The sequence below is a fragment of the Nocardioides sp. genome (assembly GCF_036493135.1).
Taxonomy (GTDB): domain Bacteria; phylum Actinomycetota; class Actinomycetes; order Propionibacteriales; family Nocardioidaceae; genus Nocardioides.
Genome location: NZ_DASXQG010000054.1, coordinates 21,759 through 42,392 on the forward strand (window position 1 = coordinate 21,759; position 20,634 = coordinate 42,392).

A 20,634-nucleotide genomic window follows, 5' to 3' on the forward strand; every position below is an offset into this window, starting at 1 on the left:
ACATCAGCGCGCACCCCGGCCGAGGACGGCGGGGACCGTCCGGAGCAGGATGATCAGATCCACCACGAAGCTGCGCTGCTCGACGTACGCCACGTCCAGCTTGAGGCCCTGCAGCATCGTCAGTCGGTTGCGCCCGCTCACCTGCCACAGGCCCGTCACTCCCGGTGCCACCTGGTAGCGCGGCGTCGCCCAGTCCGGGAAGAGCTCGGCCTCGAACGGCATCGCCGGGCGGGGGCCCACCAGCGTCATGTCGCCCTTCAGCACGTTCAGGAGCTGTGGCATCTCGTCGATGCTGAGTCTCCGGAGGACCGCCCCGACGCGGGTGATGCGCGGGTCGTCCAGCAGCTTGTAGAGCCCGTCCTTCGCCTCGACCTCCTCCGCGAGAAGGCGGCGGACGTAGTCGCGGTGCGCCTCGTCGTCGCAGCCGTGGCGCATCGTGCGGAACTTCAACATCCGGAAGGGCGCGCCCGCCCGACCTACCCGGGTCTGGCGGAACAGGACCGGCCCACGGCTCGTGACGCCGACGAGTACGGCCACGATGAGCAGGATCGGCGACGCGACCACGAGGAGGACGGTCGCCAAGGAGACGTCCAGGGCGCGCTTGCCGAGCTCGTAACGCCGTGCGGCCACGCGGACCGGCCGACGGGAGCGCCGTTCCGCGATGACGTGCCCGCGTTGCCATGACGTCATGGCTCCACCTGCCTCCCACCGGCGCGCAGGCGGGCGGTGGAGGTCGGGTCCGGCACGACTCTCTCGTCGATGGCGAGCAGGTCGGCGACGCGGCCCCGCACCCGGGCAGGGTTGCCGAAGGCGACGGTGTCGGGCGGCAGATCGTGGGTCACCACGGAGCCGGCGCCCACCAGGCACCCGTCTCCGATCCGTACGAACGGCAACAAGGTGACGTTCACCCCGATCTGGGCCTTGGCACCCACCAGCGGTCCCGACATCAGCCGCGCGGACTCCGCCTGACCGGGGTAGAGATCGTTGGCCACCGTGACGCCCGGCGCGAGGAACGCGTCGTCCAGGATCTCGGTGTACTGGGCGATGTAGCAGTTGCTGTGGATCTTGACGCGGTCGCCGATCCGGCAGCCGTAGTCGACCACCGTGTTGCTCCAGATCGAGACGTCGTCCCCGAGCTGGCACTCCTCACGCACGATTACGTGGTGGCCGGTCTGCAACCGGGCCCCGAAGCGACTGCCCGCGTACAGCACGGTCCCGCTGCGCAGCACGGCACCGGGGCCGAGCAGGAAGTCGGTCGCGACGCCTCGAGAGCTCGGGTAGGCGATCAGGACATCGGGGTCGGCATCCACGGGCTGATCCAGGACCTCCGCCTGCGCGCGTCGTACCGAACGCACGCCGCCGGTCACCGGTGCCGCCTGGGGGCCACCTCGTTGACGGTCTCCGCAACCCGCCTGGCGTCGTCGAGCGACAGATGCGGGTACATCGGGAGGGAGAGCACCTCGCCACCGGCCCGCTCCGCGACCGGCAGGGCGCCGTCGGCGTAACGGCGGTACGGCTCCATCAGGTGGCAGGGCACCGGATAGTGGATCCCGGTCGAGATGCCGTGGTCTTCCAGACTCCGGCGCACCCCCGCACGGTCGGCGACCCGGACGACGGCCAGGTGGTAGACGCCGTGCCCACCGGCCTGGTCGGCCACCGGTGTCACGCGATCGGGGTCCAACAGCTCGCGATAGAGCTCCATGAGGTGACGGCGGGCCCGGTTCCACTCCGCGAGGTGCCGGAGCTTGGCACTCAGGACGACCGCCTGCACGGCGTCCAACCGGCTGTTCGTGCCCACCACGATGTGGTCGTGGTGTGTGCCCGGAGCCCGGCCGTGATCGCGCAGTGAGCGGAGTCGGTCGTCGAGCACAGGATCGGAGGTCACCACGGCCCCGGCGTCACCGAAGGCGCCCAGGTTCTTCCCGGGGTAGAAGCTGAAGCAGCCGGCCACCCCGTGCGCCCCCGCACGCCGCACGCCGTACGTCGCACCCTGCGCCTGGGCGGCGTCCTCGATGAGCAGGAGCCCGTGGCTCTCGGCGTACTCCGAGATCGCTCGCATGTTCGGCATCTGTCCGTACAGGTGCACCGCGATCACGGCCTTGGTCGTCTCCACCCTGGCCGCGACGATCGAGTCGACGGTGAGGAGAAGGGTGTCCGGGTCGACGTCGGCGAACCGCGGTTCCGCTCCGGACAGCACCACCGCTTCGACCGTGGCGACGAACGTGTTCGCCGGCACGATGACGGAGTCCCCCGGGCCGATCCCCAGGGCGCGGAGCGTCAGGTGCAGGGCATCGGTGCCGTTGGCCACGCCGACGGCGTACGACGTGCCGCAGAATGCGGCCAGCTCCTGTTCGAAGCGGACGACGGTCTCGCCACCGATGAAGGCGCCGGACTCCAACAGGGCGCCCCAACCTGCGGTCACCTCCTCGGTGACCGCCTCGGTCATCGGACGCAGGTCGAGGAACGGCACACCCGACCGGACGTCGAGCGCGGTCACACCGCCTCCCGCCGAACCAGCGCGGCCGTGCCGAGCAGACCTTCGTCGTCGACGCGCAGGCTTCGCCTGACCTCCTCGATGAAGACCTCGCGGTGCTCCTTCATCGACAGCTGGGCCGCCTCGAGCACCTCCACCACGGCGAGACCGTTCGCCCCATCGGTGAGGGGACGCATGCCGGTCAGGACACAGTCGACAAAGTGCTCGTCCTCCAGCAGGAGCGGCTCGTTGAAGGCCAGGTAGGGAGCGACCACCTCGCCGTACCGGTAGGACATCGGGGGCATGGTCAGGTCGGCCGAGTCGTCGCGCTCGCTCACGCCCTTGTTGTGGACGCGGATCCGCTCCTCGCCTTCGAGGTCGTCGAAGACGACCATCTTGGAGCTTCCGACGACCGTCATGCGGCGGACCTTGCACGGGTCGAGCCAGCTCACATGGACGTTGGCCTCGACATGCGGCTCGTCGTAGCACACGCGCAGGTAGGCGATGTCCTCGAGCCGGCGGTGCGCATGCCTGGACCCCCAGCACTCGACGCTCGTCGGGGTGCTGCCCAGCACGTAGTTCAGGATCGAGATGTCGTGCGGCGCGAGGTCGAACAGTACGTTCACGTCCTGCTGGTAGAGACCGAGGTTGAGCCGCGAGGTGTCCAGGTAGTACAGGTCGCCCAGGTCACCGCGCGCGACCATCTCGCGGAGGGCCCACACGGCCGAGTGGTACTCGAACGTGTGCCCGACCATCAGGACCACACCGCCCTCACCCGCCGTCCGCACCATGCGGTGGGCGTCACGGAGCTCGGTGGCGAAGGGCTTCTCGACCAGCACGTGCTTCCCGGCTTCCATCGCGGCACATGCGAGAGGTGCGTGCGTGCTGGGCGGCGTCGCCACGACCAGGGCGTCGATCGCGGGCAGAGCCGACTCGAGGTCGGGGTAGCTGTCCACCTCCGGGAACGAGTGTCGCAGCTTGGCGACCCGCTCCTCGCTCGGATCGATCACGACCACCTGGCTCACCGAGTCGAGCGATCGCATGGTCCGTACGTGCTTGGAGCCCCAGTAGCCGATGCCGGCGACGCCGACCCTGAGCCTGCCGGTCGTCTCCGTACCGCCCTGTGCGCTGTTCATCCGGATCCCCCCTCGCGGGGCATGACCCGCCCCGAACACCACTTCACGGTCATCTGCGTCCGGACGCCTCACCAAAAGTGTCCGACCGGTGTACGCCGAATGCATGGGCCCGGCGGCGGAGGGGCACGCGCCGACCCACGTGCAACGGTGCCGGGTCAGCGCTCGGGGCGAGCGGCTCGTCGCGGAGCGCCTTGCCGGACCGCGCGATGCGCCCCAGCCAGGTGCCGGTGATCATCGAGGTCACGATCGCGAGCAGCACCAGCGAGGTGTAGAACTGCTCGCTCACGATGCCGGCCCCGAACGCCACGGACGCCAGCACGATCCCGGGCCCACCCCGGGCGTTGGTCGCCAGTGCGATGTTCCGTGAGCTGTGGCGCGGTTCTCCGGCCAGCCGCGCGCCCGCGTACGCACTGGCGCTCTTGACGGCGCACGCGAACACCAGGAACCAGCAGAAGAACCACGGCCGGAAGCTGTGAACCAGGTCCAGCTGCACGCCCACGATGGCGAAGTAGACGGGCACGAAGTAGGCGAACGAGAACGCCTTGACCGACGCACGGGCCTGGATCGACTCCGCATCGGAGGCCGAGCTGGTGGCGATGCCCGCCATGAAGGCACCGAAGATCGGGGTGATGCCGAGCCACAGGGCCGCGATCGTCCCGCCGAAGAGGAACACCAGGTGGAAGGCGATGGGGCTGCTCGTGGAGACCAGGTTCCATCGCGAGGTGCGCAGCCAGCGGAAGACGATGGGGCCGCCCAGCCCCATCGCCGCCATGAAGGCCCCCGTGGTCGCGGTGTGGGTGACCATCTCGAGACCGCTCCCGGGCTCGAGCCCCAGGACCGCGGGCAGCCCGAACGCGGTCGCCTCGGGTGCGGAGACCATGCCCAGGGCGAGCGCCAGTACGACGTACACGACGAGGTCCTCCAGGACCGCGACCCCGAGCACGACCCGCGCGAACGAGGTGTCGATGATGCCGAGGTCGACCATGATGCGCGAGATCACGGGGATGCTCGTCACCGCGACCGCGAGGCCGAACACCAACATCAGGGCGGTCTTGCTACCGGACGGGCCGGCGAGCCCCGTCGGGTCGAGGGTGATGAACACGACCAGGCCGGCCAGGAAGGGCACCGTGACGCCGAGGACCGTCACCAGCCCCACCACCCGCGCCTCGTCCGGCCGGAACGCCGTGCGCATCTCCGCGCCCGAGCAGAACATCAGGAGCAGGAGCCCGAGCTGGTAGGACCACCCCAGGACCGCCGCGCTGGCACCCGACTCGGGGAACAACGCGTCGTGCCACGACGGCAACACCATGCCGAGGACCGTCGGGCCCAGGAGCAGACCCCCCACGATCTCCCCGATCACACGAGGCTGACGGATCAGCGTGAAGGCGTGACCGACCGCGTGCGCCGCGATGACGAGCAGCCCGAGAGACATGAGCAGGCGGAGTACATCGGCACCGGCCAGGGTCATCGAGCACCTTCCGCTCCGAGCGCCGCGCGGCCGACGCTGGTGTCGGGTCGCCACCGGTCGAGCGGCGCGGGCTCAGTATGAGCAGCATCTCGAAGCGGGCACGAGTGAAGAAATGATGAGAGGCCGTACGCACTTTGGACCACGCGCACCTGGGCCGCCCCGCCTTCTACTGGTCGGCAGCCGGCCCAGCCGGGGGCTCCATCCCCCAGGGCCCCGGCTGGACGGTGAATCTCTTTGGCAGCACAACGGCAAGGAAGGACGCGGATCGATGACCCTCGCGGAGAAGACCGAGCTCGAGGTCGAACGCCTCCCGCTCGGCGCCCGCCCCATCCAGGGCACCTGTCAGCTGTTCCTCGTCAGGCACGGCACCACCACGCTCAACGTGCAGAACCGCTACCGAGGACGTCGCGACGTACCACTCGACGCCCAGGGCTACCAGGACGCCGTCGACGCCGCTCGGCTGCTGTCTCCGTGCGGCCTCTCCGCCGTCTACACCGGGCCGCTCCGCCGCACCATCGCGACGGGACAGATCATCGCCGACGAGGCGCTGGTGCCGGATCTGCGAATCCTGCACGGTCTGAACAACGTCGACTACGGCGCGTGGGAAGGGTTGACCGCCGAGGAGGCCGAGCGGCACGACCCGCGGGCCTTCGCGGCCTACCGCTCGTCCCCGGAGATCGCCGTCTGCCCCGCCGGCGAGCGACTGATGGACGCTCAGGCCCGGATCACCCAGGCGGTCGAGCTGATCGGAGTCCGACACCCCGGCGAGATCGTCGCCGCCGTCACGCACGCCGTGATGATCCGGCTCCTCGTGCTCGGGCTGAACGGTGGAGGTGGCGAGAGCTGGCGGATCCCGGTGGGCCGAGGCTCGCTGACGAGCGTCACCGTCCGGGAGGGCCAGATCTGCGTGAATGCCCTGCCCGAGGGCACCGACGTCGACTGACGGGGGCCCGATGAGCACCGTCGAACACGCCAGGCTGCTGTGGCACGGCGGTGGTAACGCCGGCCCCCCGAGTGGCGCCAGGCGAGCCCGCCTTCGGTTGCGCACAATCGCGACCGAGCATCCGTGGTTCTACCTGCCGTTCGCGCGCCGCAAGTATCCCGGGCCCAGCCCCTGGGTCCTCGACCGGGACACCGAAGTCGTGATCGACGGGTACACCCGGTCGGCGAGCACGTTCGCGGTCTACGCGTTCCAGATCGCGCAACCTCGACCAGTGCGCGTCGCCCATCACCTGCATGCCCCTGCCCAGCTGATGCGGGCCGCCGCGCGCGGACTCCCGACCATCATGGTGATCAGGGAGCCTCGGGGAGCCGTGCTCTCGCAGGTGGTCCGGGAGCCCGGGGTCGACCTCCTGGACGCGCTGTGGGCCTACAGCCGGTTCCACGAGTCCTTGGCGCACCGGCGTGACGCGTTCGTGGTGGCCGACTTCGAGCAGGTGATCCACGACTTCGGGAGCGTCGTCAGGAGGATGAACGAGAAGTACGGCACGTCGTACGGCGTGTTCGACGACAGCGAGGAGCAGCTCTCGTCATGCCGGCTGCTCGTCGGCCAACGCGACTCGCTGTCACCGGTCCTGCTCGGTTTCGAGTCCGGGACGGTCACCCTCGACGAGGCCGAGGCGCACCTGCAGTCGGTGCCACCGACGACGGCCGAGAACCGCACCTGGATGCCGTCGGCCGATCGCGACCGCGCCAAGGAGGCACTCGCCGCGGCATGGTCCGAGCCGAGTCTGACCCACGCGAAGGCACGCGCGGAGGATGCCTACGGCTGGTTCACCGAGCAGGACGCGCATGCAGTCACGTGAGCGGACTGCCTCGTGGGAGCTCACCCCGCGGCAGCTGTGCGACCTCGAGCTGATCGCCTCCGGTGCCTTCTCCCCGCTGGAGACGTTCTTGGGACGGAAGGACTACGAGTCGGTCTGTGACCGGATGCGCCTGCAGAGCGGCGCCCTCTGGCCGGTGCCCGTCACCCTGGACATCCCCGAGGAGACGCTCGCCGCAGCCACCCGGTCCGGCACGCTCGTGCTGCTGGACGCGGAGCGGCGGGAGCTGGCCGTGATGGCGATCTCCGAGGCCTGGCGTCCGGACCGCCTCGCGGAGGCGCAGGCCGTGCTCGCCACCGCGGACCCGACACATCCCTCGGTCACCTACCTGCAGACCGCCACTCACCCGTGGTACGTCACCGGGAGGCTCGACGTGCTGCGAGACGTCCGCCACCCCGACGTCCCACCACTGGTGCGTACGCCGGCCCAGGTCAGGCGCGAGATCGAGCAGCGCGGGTGGCGCGAGGTGGTCGCGTTCAACACCCGGAACCCCATGCACGGGGCGCATCGCGCCCTGGTGATGCGCGCCCTCGAGAACGGCGAGGCGGCCGTGCTCCTGCATCCCGTCATCGGCCCGACCCGTCCGGGCGACGTCCCCGCTGCCGCGCGGGCGAGGTCGTACCAGGCAGTGATGCGCTCGCTCCCGCCGGACCGGTCGATGCTGGCGCTGCTGCCGCTCGCCATGCGCATGGCCGGACCGCGCGAGGCCCTGTGGCACGCGGTGATCAGGCGCACCTTCGGGGCGACCCACTTCGTGGTGGGACGCGACCAGGCGTCGCCGGGAAGGGACTCGCGCGGGGAGCCGTTCTACCCGCAGTACGCCGCGCAGGACCTCGTGTGCGCCCACGAGGCCGAGCTCGGGATCCACCCGGTCTGCCTGCCCGAGCTCGTGTACGTCGACGGCCACGGGTACCTGCCGCGTGACGAGGTCCCCTCCGGCGAGGTGGCGATGACGGTCTCGGGCACGCAGCTGCGCGCGCTGCTGAGGGCGGGTGAGGACGTTCCCGCCTGGCTGGCCCTACCCGACGTGGTCGCTGAGCTGGTCGGAGCGTTCCCCGGCGCGATGGCCACGCACTGACGATCCGAGGCGGATCTCCGCGCTGCGATCCTAGAGCGAGGCCCGCGACTTGTTCGCCAACGAGACGGCGGCGAGGGTCGAGTGCACCTCCAGCTTGCGCAGGACGTGGTTGATGTGGGTGCGCACCGTGTGCGGGGAGAGACGGTACTGCCGGCCGATCTCCTCGCGAGTCATGCCCCGGGCCAGACAGTCGAGGATCTCGATCTCGCGCTCGGAGAGCTTCGAGATCGCCCGTCGCGACGCGACTCTCGTCTTCTCGGCGTCGAGCAGTCGCTCGAGCAGGGCAGTCGTGACATCGGGCGGGAGCCAGGTCTCGCCGTTCCGGGCACCCCGCAGGGTCTGTACCAGATGGCCGATACTGGCGGACGGTCGTACCCACCCTCGGACGCCGGCACGGATGATGGCAGCGATCAGGCCGGCGTCGGTCGCGTCGCTGATCACCACCAGGGCGAGGGCGGGCCACGCCTCCCGCAGCGCCACGAGCTGCTGGGGCAGGACGCCACTGCCGTCCAGCCCGACCAGCGCCACGTCGACGTCACCGCGGGCCACGGCCCCCCGGGTCCACTCGTAGGTCGTATGGGTCATCACGACCTCGATGCCTGGCCAGCTCCGGAGCATGGACTCGAGCGTCTCCGCCCAGATCCGCTGGGGGTGCAGAAGCGCGAGACGCAGGGTGGGAGCGCCCTCCGCCGGCGCCGGGGTCACTGACCGACCGCTCGCGGGCCGCCGTCGCCGTCCCTGAGGACAGCGACCGCTTGGAGGCGGGAGTGGACGCCCAGCTTGGCCAAGATGGCCTGGATGTGGCTGCGGACCGTGGTGTGGCTGATTCCCAGGCGAGCCACGATCTCGGGCGTGGACAGCCCGTCTCCGAGGCAACCGAGGACGACTCGCTCCTGCGCCGTGAGCCGTTCCAGCACCGACCCTTCGCCGGACACCGGGTCGCTCGAGCCACCGAGCCGTCGCAGCAGGGCCTTGTCGACTCGACCCTTGCCCTGGGCAGCTCGCTGCAGGACCTCGACGATCCCGTCCAGTCGTTGGTCCTTGCCGACGTATCCGGCGAGACCGAGCTTGTCCGCCTCGAGCAACGAGGCAGGATCCTCCGAGGCGGTGAGGATCACGACGTGCGTCTCGGGATGATCGCGCCTCACGTCACGCGCGGCGTCGAGCCCGTCGCCGTCCGGGAACCCCAGGTCGATGAGGAGTACGTCGGGACGGTAACGCCGGACGGCGGCGACCGCTTCTCTGGGAGTCGTCGTGGCAGCCAGGACCGTGAAGCCTTTGTGCTCCAAGGCACGCGACAGGGACTCCAGGAGCAGCCGATCGTCATCGCAAACGACGATGCGCACGACCTACCACCCCATCGCGCGAGGCAGGCTGAGCTGAACCAGCGCCCCTCCGAGCACGGAGGTCCCACACACCAGGTCACCGCCGAACCGTTCCACGAAGCGGCGTACCCCGACCAGTCCGTGGCCGTGCCGCGGTGAGAGTCCACCGAATCCGGGACCCGAGTCGGCGATCTCGAGAACCCCACGCGCGCCCCGCGGACTCACGTTCACCTCTATCCGGCCGCCCCCGGCGACCGCTCTGACGGCGTTGTCCATCAGGTTGCGGGCCGCCCGCTCCAGCCAGATCGGGTCAACCAGCACGGGGGTCTCACCGACCCGAGTGAAGCTGATGTCGTACGGCGCGCTGGGTGGCGCCGTGGAGCAGTAGTCGGCCACTGCCTCGGCCAGGTCGACCACGGACACCCTGGAGGGCGCGTCGAGCACCTCGGCGAGGAGACGCTCCATCCAGCGCGCCTGGCGACCGATCTGGTTGAGAGCCGCACTCAGGTGGACCGGCATGTCGTCATCGCCCACCGCCTCGACCGACCACCGGATGGCTGCCAGTGGTTGTCGTAGGTCGTGCCTCAGCTGCAGGAGAGCCGGATCCCCGGGTTCATCCGACTTGCTCGCTGTCTGCTCTGTTCCTCCGTAGTGATCCCTTGGGCTCGCGCCAGTACATGTGGCATTGCCATGCATTTTTCCCCCCGGATAATGCGTGGGAGCCGAGTCCCCCCTTCCCCCAGTTCTTCCCCCCAGCCCTTCCAGAACCCCCGGTGGTCGAAGACCCCCGGGAATTCGCAAAGTACGCGAGGACCTCCGGCGTGTAAACCCTGGTATTTGACGTAGCCCCAGGGGACCAGGCCACGTCGGTCGGGCTCCTGCAATGCGCGTATGGAACGTACGCCGATTGGCAGGCCATCGAGCCCCACCCTTGGGCATGGACCCCGCGTGACCTGGCACGATGCGGGAGAGTCCTCAGGAGCGACGAGCCCGGCCGCGCAACGCCGAATCGGGTGGAATAGCCCGTCGTCGATCCACTGCTATCGGACCACGGGTGACCAGGTCAACTTCCCCTGGGGCATCCGAAGGTGCTGGAGCACGACGGTTTGATGTGCTTCCAGTCCGCCTCCAGCCACGTCCGGTTGCGGAGCTCTCTGCGCACGCGGTGCATGTAGCCGAGCGCCCGCTGGGTGCGCCATTCCCCGGCGTACCAGTTCCCGACGCAGCCCCAGAGGTCTCCCGCCGCGTACTTGGCAGGGCCGGCCCCGGAGAGCCAGGGCTCCCAGCCTTGGTAGCAGCCACGCAGGTTTGCGGCGAGATAGTCCACGGCGAAAGCCGTGGAGTTGCGGTTGAACGGGAAGGTGCCGTTCTGATTGCCCTTCATCCGACCCCAGCTCGGGTCCTCCCATGACATGACACCGGCGATGCTGAAGGTCTCGGGGCACAGGCCGGACCCGTAGTCGGCCTGGTAGTCGTGGCCCCTCCGACTGATCTCACCGCAGTACTTCCGGGTCGCCGAGGTGGCCTGGTCGATCATGTCCCCGCAACCCCAGTCGGTGACGCAGCGTCCGGACTTGTAGACCTCGTACTGGTACCACGTGGACTCGCGCACCGCGATCGCGCGCAGCAGGTTGTCGGCGATGCCCCACTTGCAGGCCGCCCACTGGAAGATCTCGTCGGTCGTGCCCGTGTAGTGACCGGTCACTCGGGGCAGCAGCCAGGTGTCCCACTTGCGCTTGAAGCTCCCGTCGCCGGAGAGCGGGCGGGCCGCGAACGCCGCGTGCACCCGGCGCCGGCTCGGCATCCGGCTGTTCGGACCGGCATTGTCCGGTCGGGGCTCCCACCTCGAGAGGTGCACGCGCTTCGCGCATTGCCGGCCGGTCGGCAAGGATCGCCAGGCTCCGACCGGCGTGGTCTTGAAGTACCCCGACGCCCGCGGCGGCGAGGCGGACAGGGCGCCGAGCGCAGTCAGGTCCGGGCCGGAGCGCGCGCCCGGAACGGCGTCGCTCGGTGCGACCGTCAGGAGCAGGACGACGGCGACGGCAGGCGCGACGAGGGTGTGCCGCCAGTGGCGCATGACGATGGGCATGAGGACCTCCGACCGTGACCGCCTCGTGGCCGGTGGCCGTCCGATCCTGGTGGGTGCCTCCGGTCGCGGGCAGGTGGCGACGATGCTCCTTCGTCCCGTGCTGGTCAAGGCCAAGCGCCCGCACGCCGCCGCGTCTGGTGACAACGGTGTACGGGCGTACGCCGATTGGTGGAGTCGCACCACCCTCGCCGTCCATACCGTGGCTGCCGTGCGCGACGCACGTCTGCCGCGTAGTGAGCACCTGAGATGGGGAGAAGCATGAGCCGGTTCTCGATTCCCGTACGGAACCCACGACGGGCGAGGTCCCGGCTCAGCCGGCTCGTCACCCTGGTGCTCGCGGCAGGAGGTCTTGCGGCACTGGCGACTCCCACTGCTGCGCGGGCGGCAGGTCCGACGTACGTCGTCCTCGACTTCGACAACGCGGCGATCAGTCAGTACACCCTGGGCTACTCGCAGGCACTCCAGCCGCACGGTGCCAAGGCGACGTTCTACGCGAGCTCGGGAGTCGTCGGGGGTGGGCCGGCCCAGATGAGCTGGGCTCAGCTGGGCGCGTTGGCCACCGCCGGCAACGACGTCGGTGGCAAGACCGTCAACGCCACCAACCTCACCACCGACCCGAACCCGACGGCCCAGGTCTGCAACGACCGGGCCGCGCTCGTGTCGCACGGGCTGACGCCGGTCGGCCTGGCGTACCCGGGCGGGGCGAACAACGCGACCGTCCAAGGCATCGCCAAGAACTGCGGCTACGGCAACGCGCGAGGCATCGTGTCGGGCACCGAGTCACTGCCACCGGCGAACTGGTTCGCAACCAGGGCCTATGCACCAGGCACGGTGACGCTGGCGAGCATGCAGGCGGCGGTCACCACCGGCGCGGTCAACGGGGGCATGGTGCAGCTCGTGATCGGCCGCGTGTGCTCCCAGAGCCTCGACCCCGCCAACTACACCTCGTGCAGCGGCGCGAGCGGGCACGTCGAGCTCGGGGACCTGAACGCCTTCCTCGATTGGATGGCGAACGCCGGGCAATCGGGCGGCGCCCCGACGGGTGCCCAGATCAAGCCGCTCAGCGCCGTCGTCGGTCAGGTGGACACCACCGCCCCGTCGACGAGCATCTCCTGCAACGCCGCTGCGTGCTCGAGCGCGCCGTACTCGGGTGTGGTGAGCGTGACGCTGTTCGCCACCGACACCGGGTCAGGCGTCGCCAGCACCCACTACACGGTCGACGGCAGCGACCCCACGCTCACCAGCCCGACGTACACAGGTGCCTTCAACGTCAACGGCGCCTCCAGCTCGACGACGGTGAAGTTCCGGTCATGGGACTACCAAGGCAACGCCGAGTCCGTCCAGACGCAGGTCATCCAGGCACCGTCGGACGGCGTTGCGCCGAGCACGGCCATCTCCTGCAACGACGCGGCCTGTGGGTCCACGGCGTACGTCGCCACGGTCACGGTCAAGCTCGCCGCGACGGACACGGGCGGGTCCGGGGTGGCCGCGACGTACTACACGACCGACGGCTCGACACCCACGACCACCAGCCCGACGTACACGGCGCCATTCACGTTGAGCTCCCCCGGCACCCGCACCATCCAGTACTTCTCCACCGACCGCGCCGGAAATGCCGAGCAGGTGCAATCCCAGTCGGTCACGGTCGATCCGGTCAAGACCAAGGTGTCCCTCACGTTCGACAACGGCACCGTCGCTCAGTACACGCTGGGCTACCTCAAGGCCCTCAAGCCGCACGGGGACACGGCCACGTTCTACGTGAACTCGGGCACCGTGAGTGCGTCCGGCAACACCATGACCTGGAGCCAGCTCGGCGACCTGGCCGCGGCCGGCAACGACATCGGCGGCAAGACCGTCAACGCCACGAACCTCACGACGGACCCGAACCCGACGTCCCAGGTGTGTGACGACCGAACGGCGCTACGCCAGCACGGTCTCGACCCGGTCGGGTTCGCCTACCCAGGTGGCGCGGGCGCGAACGACCAGACCATCCGGGACATCGTGAAGAACTGTGGGTACGGCGTCGCCCGCAGCGCCGGCTCCCTGTCGCCGACGGGTCCCACCTACGCCGAGAAGCTGCCGCCGAACGCGTGGTACTCGACACGCGCCTACGCCCCCGGCGGGCAGGTGACCCTGGCCAACCTGAAGGCACTTGTGAACGGAGCTGCCTCCAGCGGCGGAGGCTGGACCCAGGCGGTCATCACCCGGGTCTGCTCGCAGACCGAGGACCCCAACGCCTACACCGCCTGCACTGGCGCGTCGGGCTGGATCGAGCTGTCGGACCTGAACTCCTTCCTCGACTGGATGGGCCAGGCGGGCAGCGGCGGCGCCCCGGCCGGCGCCGTCCTGAGCACCGTCCGCGACGCGGCGATCGGGGCCGACACCAGCGCTCCGGTGACCACGGCGACCTGCAACGGCTCGGCCTGCGACAGCGGGACCTACACCTCGACGGTGTACGTCGCCCTGTCGGGGACCGACGTCGGGTCGGCCGTCGCCAGCACCCACTACACCACCGACGGCTCGACGCCGACCCTGTCCAGCCCGACGTACACGGGCCGGATCCCGATCACGAGCACGACCACCCTGACGTTCGGTTCCTGGGACCACGCCGGCAATGCCGAGAACCCGAACACGCTCGTCGTCACGGCCGCTCTCGCGCAGGACACCACACCGCCGACAACGACGATCGCGTGTGACGGCCAGCCCTGCACGACCAGCGGCTACAACGGGTCGACCAAGGTCTCGTTGACCGCCGACGACGGCACCGGCTGGGGCGTGGCCAGCACGTACTACACCACCGACGGCTCCACTCCGACCGCTTCGAGCGCCGCCTACAACGGGCCGTTCACGCTGGGCACTGCCGGCACCTACACCGTCCAGTGGTTCTCGACGGACCTCGCCGGCAACGCCGAGCCGGTGCAGTCGCAGCAGATCGTCGTGGATCCGCCGAAGGTCGTGGTGTCCCTCACGTTCGACGACGGCCTGCTGACGCACTACACCCTGGCCGACAAGCACGCCCTCAAGCCGCACCACATGGTCGGCACCTTCTACGACGTCACCGGCGCGAACGACGTCGACGAGCAGCACATGACGTGGGGCCAGCTGACCGCCCTCAACAACGACGGCAACGAGATCGGCAGCCACACCGTCAACCACGTCAGCCTCAAGGGCATGACGGACCTCAACCAGCTGACCTATGAGGTGTGCCAGTCCCGACAGGACCTGATCGCCCACGGGTTCGACCCCACGAGCTTCGGCTACCCGACGGGGGCCTACGACACCCAGGCCGAGAACGTCGTGCAGAGCTGCGGCTACACCAGCGCTCGGGCTGCCGGTGGTCTTGATGTCGCCGGCGAAGGTCAGGGCCCCGTCTACTCCGAGACGATCGCGCCACACGACCGCTACGCACTGCGCACCCTCTACGATCCGCCCACGGGCACCCCCGCGAACGTTCCTCCGCTGACCTTGAGCCACCTGCAGGCGGCCGTGACGGCCGCTGCCCAACACGGCGGCGGGTGGGTGCCGCTGGTCTTCCACGACATCTGCTCGCAGCAGCTGGACCCTGACAACTACAGCTTCTGCATCAACGACTGGGGCCCGATCGAGCTGACGACCCTCAACACGTTCCTGGACTGGCTGCAGAACGCCGGGCAGACGGGCGGCGCACCGGCGCGCACCGTCGTACAGACCGTGTCCCAGGTCATGAACGGGCCGGACACCGCGGCGCCGGGCACGACGATGACCTGCAACGCGTCCGCGTGCGCTCCGACGTCGTACTCAGGCTCGGTCACGGTCGACTTCAAGGCGACCGACCCGGGCGGCTCCGGCGTCGCCGCCACCTACTACACCACTGACGGGTCGACGCCGACCACGTCGAGCCCGAAGGCCGGCCAGGCGTTCACGATCAACAGCAACACGACCTTCAAGTTCTTCTCGGTGGACAACTCGGGCAACGTCGAGCCGGTCTCGACGCTCACGGTCCAGGTCGCACCTCGCACCGATCCGGTCGTCGGCGCCGCCGGTGACATCGCCTGCGACCCGAACCAGATCGCGTTCAACTCCGGCCTGGGCACGGACACCGACTGTCGTGCCGCCCACACCGCGAAGCTGCTCGAGGGGGTCGACGCGGTACTGCCGCTCGGCGACGACCAGTACAGCTGCGGCGGGGCCTCCGCCTTCGCGGAGTCCTACGATCCGACGTGGGGCGTGCTGAAGTCGATCACGCATCCGGTGCCGGGCGACGCGGACTACGCCACGACCGGCGGCACCGACTGTCCGTCGACGCCGGGTGGCGCCTACTACCAGTACTTCGGCGCCTCCGCCGGAGACCCGGCCAAGGGCTACTACAGCTACAACCTCGGCCAATGGCACGTCGTCGCCATCAACACCGCACCGTGCGAGGGCAACGCCGCGACGTGCGCGGCTGGCTCGGCGCAGGAGCAGTGGCTGCGGCAGGACCTCGCGGCGAACACCTCGTCGTGCACCCTTGCGTACTACCAGAACCCGCGGTTCACCTCGACCGCCGGTGGCGGGAACGACTTCATGCAGCCGATCTGGCAGGACATGTACGACGGCGGCGTCGACGTCGTTCTGAACGGCGACTCGCACTGGTACGAGCGGTTCGCGCAGATGAACGGGGCGGGACAGCCCGACACCGTCTCCGGGGTCCGTGAGTTCATCGTGGGCACCGGGGGTCAGGGCCTCGACACACCCAGCGCCCAGCTGCCGACCAGTCAGGTGGTGGACGACTCCACACACGGGATCCTCCGGATGTCGTTGCACAACGGGTCCTACGAGTGGACCTTCGTGCCGGACGAGGGCACGTTCACCGACTCGGGCACGACGAACTGCCACGGGAAGCCCCGGCCACCGGACACGACCGCGCCCACCACGACGATCGCCTGCACCGGCGCGCCGTGCTCCGGCTGGTACCCCGGCAACATCCAGGTGTCCCTGGCGGCCGAGGACGGCCCCACCGGGTCCGGCGTCGCCCAGACCTACTACACGACCGACGGCAGCACACCGACGACGTCGAGCACCCAGTACAGCGGCCCGTTCACGCTGGCGAGCACCTCGACGGTGAAGTTCTACTCCGTCGACAGATCGGGGAACGCCGAGGGCGTGAAGTCCCAGCAGGTCCAGGTCGACGGAGCGCCGCCGACGACGACGGTCGGCTGCAACGGGGGCGCCTGCTCGACCGGCTGGTACCCCGCGACGGTGTCGGTCGCACTGGCGGCGACCGACCCGACCGGTGGGTCGGGCCTGGCTGCGACCTACTACACCACCGACGGGTCGACTCCCACGACGTCGAGCACCCGGTACACCCAAGCCTTCAACGTCACCCAGACCCGCACGGTGAAGTACTTCTCGGTCGACCTGGCCGGCAACGCCGAAGCCGTCAAGTCCCAGCAGGTCCAGATCGATGGCGCCGCTCCGACGACGTCGATCGCCTGCAACGGCAGCGCCTGCTCCACCGGTACGTACGCCGGGACCGTGTCGATCACACTGCCGGCGACCGACCCCGCTGGCGGGTCGGGCGTGAACGCGACCTACTACACCACCGACGGGTCCACTCCGACGACGTCGAGCCCGAGGTACACCGGACCGTTCACCATCAGCCAGACCCGCACGGTGAGGTACTTCTCGGTCGACCTCGCCGGGAACCGCGAGGCGGCCAAGTCGCGTCAGGTCCTGGTCGACGGCTCGGCGCCGACGACGAAGATCACGTGCAACAACGGCACCTGCTCCACGGGGTGGTACCGCACCTCGGTGACGATGAGGCTGACGGCATCCGACCCGACCGGTGGGTCCGGTGTCGCTGCGACGTACTTCACGACCGACGGGTCGACCCCGACGACGTCGAGCCCGAGGTACACCGGAGCCGTCACCATCAGCCAGACCCGCACGGTGAAGTTCTTCTCGACCGACCGGGCCGGCAATGCCGAGGCCGTCAAGTCCCAGCAGATCCAGGTCGACGGCACCGCTCCGACGACGTCGATCGCCTGCAACGGCGGCACCTGCGCGTCCTCGACGTACTCCTCCGCGGTGTCGGTCACGCTGAACGCGACGGACGGCACCGGCTCGGGCGTGTCCAGCACGCACTACACCACCAACGGGTCGACGCCGTCGTTGACCAGCCCGACGTACACGGGCCCGCTGACGATCAGCACCACCACGGTCGTGCGGTTCCGGTCCTGGGACGTCGCCGGCAACGTCGAGTCGACCAACAGCCGGACGATCCTCGTGAGCGTGCGCCTGATGCTCGCGCGAACCTTCGGGTCCATGGTCGTCTGAGCCCGGGTGGTCACGCGCAGCGCGGACGTCAGTCCCGGCTGACCGGCTCCGCCTCGTCCGGAAGCCGGCTGAGCAGCACGCTCTCGATCTTGTTACGGCGACCCATGGCGGCCTCGGCGACGAAGCGGAGGCCGTGGGCCTCCACGTGGGAGCCCGGGATCGGCACGCGACCGAGCTGCTTGGCCATCAGCCCGAGCACGGAGTCGACGTCCTCGTCCTCGACGTCGATGCCGAGCAGCTCGTCGAGGTCGTCGATCGGGAACCGTGAGGAGACGCGGACCGACCCGTCCGCGAGCGACTCGGTCTCGACCTGGTCCGCGTCGTACTCGTCGGTGATCTCGCCGACGATCTCCTCGAGCAGGTCCTCGATCGTGACCAGCCCGGCCGTGCCGCCGTACTCGTCGACGACGACCGCGATGTGCTGACGCGAGGCCTGCATCTCGGACAGCAGGGCGTCGACGGGCTTGGACTCGGGCACGTAGAGCGCGGGTCGCATCACCTCGTCGACGCGCTGGGTGAACTCCACGTCGGGGTCGTCGAAGTCACGGCGTACGACGTCCTTGAGGTAGGCGAAGCCGACGATGTCGTCGAGGTTCGCCTCGATCACCGGCACCCGAGAGAAGCCCGAGCGCAAGAAGAGCGACAGCGTCTGGCGGAGGTTCTTGTACCGCTCGATGTAGACCACGTCGCCCCTCGGCACCATCACCTCGCGCGCGATGGTGTCGCCGAACTCGAAGACCGAGTGGATCATCGCCCGCTCGCCGGACTCGATCACCGCCGACGCCTCCGCGTAGTCGACCAGCTCGCGCAGCTCGGTCTCGGTCGAGAACGGGCCGCTGCGGAAGCCCCGGCCCGGCGTGATCGCGTTGCCGATCAGGATCAGCAGCTGCGGGATCGGGCCGAGGATGCGGGTGGCGAAGGTCAGGATCACCGCCGCGACCGGTGCCACGCGGTCGGCCTGCTGGCGGCCGAGCGTGCGTGGGGCCACGCCGACCACGACGAACAGGAGCAGGGTCATCGCGGCGACGGACGTCGCCAAGGTCGGCCAGACCGAGCCGTCGTACCACCGCAGTACGACGAGCGTGAGCAGCACCGCGGCACCGGTCTCGCAGAGCAACCGCAACAGGATCGCGGTGTTGAGGTACGGAGCCCGGTCGTCGAGCAGCGTGACCAGCCGCTTCGCTCCGGCCCGGCCCTCGCCCACGAGCTCCTCGGCCCGCGCCCGGGAGTACGACGTGAGGGCGGCGTCGGCGGCCGAGAACACGCCGGCCAGGACGACGAGCGCACCGGCGATGACGAGACCGGTCGGACTCTCGGTCGGGTCGCTCACCGGTCGGTCACGACTCGGCGCGCCAGGCGGCGAGGAGCTGATCCTGGAGCCCGAACATCTCCTGGTGCTCCTCGGGCTCGGCGTGGTCGTAGCCCAGCAGGTGCAGGATCCCGTGGACCGTCAGCAGCTCGATCTCCGCCTCGGTGCCGTGGCCCGCGGTCGCCCCCTGCTTCTCGGCGACGGCCGGGCAGAGCACGAGGTCGCCGAGGACGCCCTCCTCGGGCGCCTCGTTGACCAGGCCGGGCCGCAGCTCGTCCATCGGGAAGGCGAGGACGTCGGTCGGGCCCTCCTTCTCCATCCACTGCTCGTTGAGCGCGGCGATCGTCGGCTCGTCGACGGCCTTGATGCAGAGCTCGGCCAGCGGGTGGACGCGCAGCTGGTCCATCACGAACCGGCTGAGCGCGGCCAGCCGCGGGATGTCGAGCTCGACGCCCGACTCGTTGAGCACCTCGATGCTCATGGTCAGAGCCTGCTCACCTGGCGTCCTCGCCGGCCGAACCGGGCGCTCGCACCGAGGAGGCGCGGGACGAGCTGTCATGAAGGGTGACCCGCGGCTGCCGGGCGTCGAACTCGTCGTACGCCGCCACGATCGCCCCGACCAGCTTGTGCCGCACCACGTCGTGGGCGGTGAGTCGCTGGAAGGAGACGTCGTCGACCTCGTTCAGGATGCCTTCGACCACGCGCAGCCCGGACTTCACGCCGCCGGGCAGGTCGACCTGGGTGACGTCGCCGGTGACCACCATCTTGGAGCCGAACCCGAGCCGGGTCAGGAACATCTTCATCTGCTCCGGCGAGGTGTTCTGCGCCTCGTCGAGGATGATGAACGAGTCGTTGAGCGAGCGGCCGCGCATGAACGCCAGCGGCGCCACCTCGATCGTCCCGGCGGCGAGCAGCTTCGGGATCGAGTCGGGGTCGACCATGTCGTGCAGCGCGTCGTACAGCGGCCGCAGGTAGGGGTCGATCTTCTCGCTGAGCGTGCCGGGCAGGAAGCCGAGCCGCTCGCCGGCTTCGACGGCCGGACGGGTCAGGATGATCCGGTTGACCTGCTTGGCCTGGAGCGACTGCACGGCCTTGGCCATCGCCAGGTAGGTCTTGCCGGTGCCGGCCGGGCCGATGCCGAACGTGATCGTGTGCTTGTCGATGGAGTCGACGTAACGCTTCTGGTTGAGCGTCTTCGGCCGGATGGACCGGCCGCGGTTGCTCAGGATGTTCAGGGACAGCACGTCGGCCGGGCGCTCGGTGGTCTCGGCACGCAGCATCGCGAGCACACGCTCCACCGTCTCGGTGGTGATCCCCTGCCCGGAGCGGATCAGCGTGACCAGCTCGTCGAGGAGCCGCTCCGCCAGGGCCACCTCACCCTGCTCGCCCTCGAGCGTGATCCGGTTGCCGCGCACGTGTAGCCGTAGGTCGAAGGACCGCTCGATGAGGGCGAGGTGGTCGTCGCCGGGCCCGAGCAGGCGGACCATGTCGATGCTGCCGGGCACCACGACGGTGTGTCGGGTGCCCTGCTGATCGTGGTGGGCGTGATCTGTCTGTTGGCTCTCTGTCATCTTGCCTCCATGCTACGGGCGGCCACCCCCGACGACCCAACGCTTTGCCGAAGGACGGTTCCCGGTTC

General features: G+C 69.6%; 17 protein-coding genes. 5 read left to right on the forward strand and 12 right to left on the reverse strand.

Features of this window, described 5'->3' with window-relative positions:
- Nucleotides 1–3: 3 nt before the first annotated feature.
- From VGJ24_RS09860 to VGJ24_RS09880, 5 genes are read right to left on the reverse strand one after another with little or no spacing between them, the layout of a single operon-like run.
- Nucleotides 4–690, reverse strand: a complete 687-nt coding sequence (locus tag VGJ24_RS09860; protein ID WP_331500390.1) for a sugar transferase — start codon at nucleotides 688–690, stop codon at nucleotides 4–6.
- Nucleotides 687–1,367 (reverse strand): acyltransferase, encoded by a 681-nt coding sequence (locus tag VGJ24_RS09865; RefSeq protein WP_331500391.1) that lies wholly within the window; start codon nucleotides 1,365–1,367, stop codon nucleotides 687–689. Before VGJ24_RS09865 ends, VGJ24_RS09860 begins: the two co-directional genes overlap by 4 nt.
- Nucleotides 1,364–2,497 carry a DegT/DnrJ/EryC1/StrS family aminotransferase gene (locus VGJ24_RS09870; RefSeq protein WP_331500392.1) on the reverse strand — a complete coding sequence of 378 codons (1,134 nt, stop codon included), beginning with the start codon at nucleotides 2,495–2,497 and terminating at the stop codon, nucleotides 1,364–1,366. Before VGJ24_RS09870 ends, VGJ24_RS09865 begins: the two co-directional genes overlap by 4 nt.
- Complete coding sequence (locus VGJ24_RS09875; RefSeq protein ID WP_331500393.1) at nucleotides 2,494–3,609, reverse strand: Gfo/Idh/MocA family oxidoreductase; 1,116 nt, start codon at nucleotides 3,607–3,609, stop codon at nucleotides 2,494–2,496. Before VGJ24_RS09875 ends, VGJ24_RS09870 begins: the two co-directional genes overlap by 4 nt.
- Nucleotides 3,610–3,658: 49 nt before the next feature.
- Nucleotides 3,659–5,077 (reverse strand): cation:proton antiporter, encoded by a 1,419-nt coding sequence (locus VGJ24_RS09880; RefSeq protein WP_331500394.1) that lies wholly within the window; start codon nucleotides 5,075–5,077, stop codon nucleotides 3,659–3,661.
- 268 nt (nucleotides 5,078–5,345) lie between these two features.
- Between VGJ24_RS09880 and VGJ24_RS09885 the strand changes: the two genes are divergently transcribed.
- The 3 genes from VGJ24_RS09885 to sat are packed head-to-tail and all read left to right on the forward strand — an operon-like array spanning nucleotide 5,346 to nucleotide 7,978.
- Nucleotides 5,346–6,020, forward strand: a complete 675-nt coding sequence (locus tag VGJ24_RS09885) for a histidine phosphatase family protein (RefSeq protein WP_331500395.1) — start codon at nucleotides 5,346–5,348, stop codon at nucleotides 6,018–6,020.
- A gap of 10 nt (nucleotides 6,021–6,030) precedes the next feature.
- Entirely contained in the window at nucleotides 6,031–6,882 is an 852-nt protein-coding gene (locus VGJ24_RS09890) for a hypothetical protein (RefSeq protein WP_331500396.1), read from the forward strand.
- Nucleotides 6,869–7,978, forward strand: a complete 1,110-nt coding sequence (gene sat, locus VGJ24_RS09895) for a sulfate adenylyltransferase (RefSeq protein ID WP_331500397.1) — start codon at nucleotides 6,869–6,871, stop codon at nucleotides 7,976–7,978. Before VGJ24_RS09890 ends, sat begins: the two co-directional genes overlap by 14 nt.
- 30 nt (nucleotides 7,979–8,008) lie before the next feature.
- On the opposite strand, the gene VGJ24_RS09900 is transcribed toward sat, so the two are convergent.
- From VGJ24_RS09900 to VGJ24_RS09915, 4 genes are all read right to left on the reverse strand, one after another.
- Nucleotides 8,009–8,596, reverse strand: coding sequence for a response regulator transcription factor (locus VGJ24_RS09900; protein ID WP_331500398.1), 588 nt, complete (start codon nucleotides 8,594–8,596; stop codon nucleotides 8,009–8,011).
- 83 nt (nucleotides 8,597–8,679) lie between these two features.
- Nucleotides 8,680–9,324 (reverse strand): response regulator transcription factor, encoded by a 645-nt coding sequence (locus VGJ24_RS09905; RefSeq protein ID WP_331500399.1) that lies wholly within the window; start codon nucleotides 9,322–9,324, stop codon nucleotides 8,680–8,682.
- A 3-nt stretch (nucleotides 9,325–9,327) separates the two neighbouring features.
- Nucleotides 9,328–10,242: a HAMP domain-containing sensor histidine kinase gene (locus tag VGJ24_RS09910; protein WP_331500400.1), complete on the reverse strand. Its 915-nt coding sequence runs from the start codon at nucleotides 10,240–10,242 to the stop codon at nucleotides 9,328–9,330.
- 124 nt (nucleotides 10,243–10,366) lie between these two features.
- Nucleotides 10,367–11,392, reverse strand: coding sequence for a hypothetical protein (locus tag VGJ24_RS09915; protein ID WP_331500401.1), 1,026 nt, complete (start codon nucleotides 11,390–11,392; stop codon nucleotides 10,367–10,369).
- Here VGJ24_RS09915 and VGJ24_RS09920 point away from each other — a divergent pair.
- Both VGJ24_RS09920 and VGJ24_RS09925 read left to right on the forward strand, forming a co-directional pair.
- A complete protein-coding gene (locus VGJ24_RS09920) occupies nucleotides 11,391–11,654 on the forward strand; it encodes a hypothetical protein (protein WP_331500402.1) in 264 nt (87 codons plus the stop codon). The genes VGJ24_RS09915 and VGJ24_RS09920 overlap by 2 nt on opposite strands.
- Entirely contained in the window at nucleotides 11,651–17,686 is a 6,036-nt protein-coding gene (locus VGJ24_RS09925; RefSeq protein WP_331500403.1) for a chitobiase/beta-hexosaminidase C-terminal domain-containing protein, read from the forward strand. The genes VGJ24_RS09920 and VGJ24_RS09925 overlap by 4 nt, the downstream gene beginning before the upstream one ends.
- Nucleotides 17,687–17,714: 28 nt before the next feature.
- Here VGJ24_RS09925 and VGJ24_RS09930 read toward each other — a convergent pair whose 3' ends face one another.
- The 3 genes from VGJ24_RS09930 to VGJ24_RS09940 are packed head-to-tail and all read right to left on the reverse strand — an operon-like array spanning nucleotide 17,715 to nucleotide 20,566.
- On the reverse strand, nucleotides 17,715–19,016 hold the full coding sequence (locus VGJ24_RS09930; protein WP_331500404.1) for a hemolysin family protein: 1,302 nt from the start codon (nucleotides 19,014–19,016) through the stop codon (nucleotides 17,715–17,717).
- A 7-nt stretch (nucleotides 19,017–19,023) separates the two neighbouring features.
- Complete coding sequence (ybeY, locus tag VGJ24_RS09935) at nucleotides 19,024–19,476, reverse strand: rRNA maturation RNase YbeY (protein WP_331500405.1); 453 nt, start codon at nucleotides 19,474–19,476, stop codon at nucleotides 19,024–19,026.
- A 13-nt stretch (nucleotides 19,477–19,489) separates the two neighbouring features.
- Nucleotides 19,490–20,566, reverse strand: coding sequence for a PhoH family protein (locus VGJ24_RS09940; protein ID WP_331500406.1), 1,077 nt, complete (start codon nucleotides 20,564–20,566; stop codon nucleotides 19,490–19,492).
- Nucleotides 20,567–20,634: the final 68 nt, after the last annotated feature.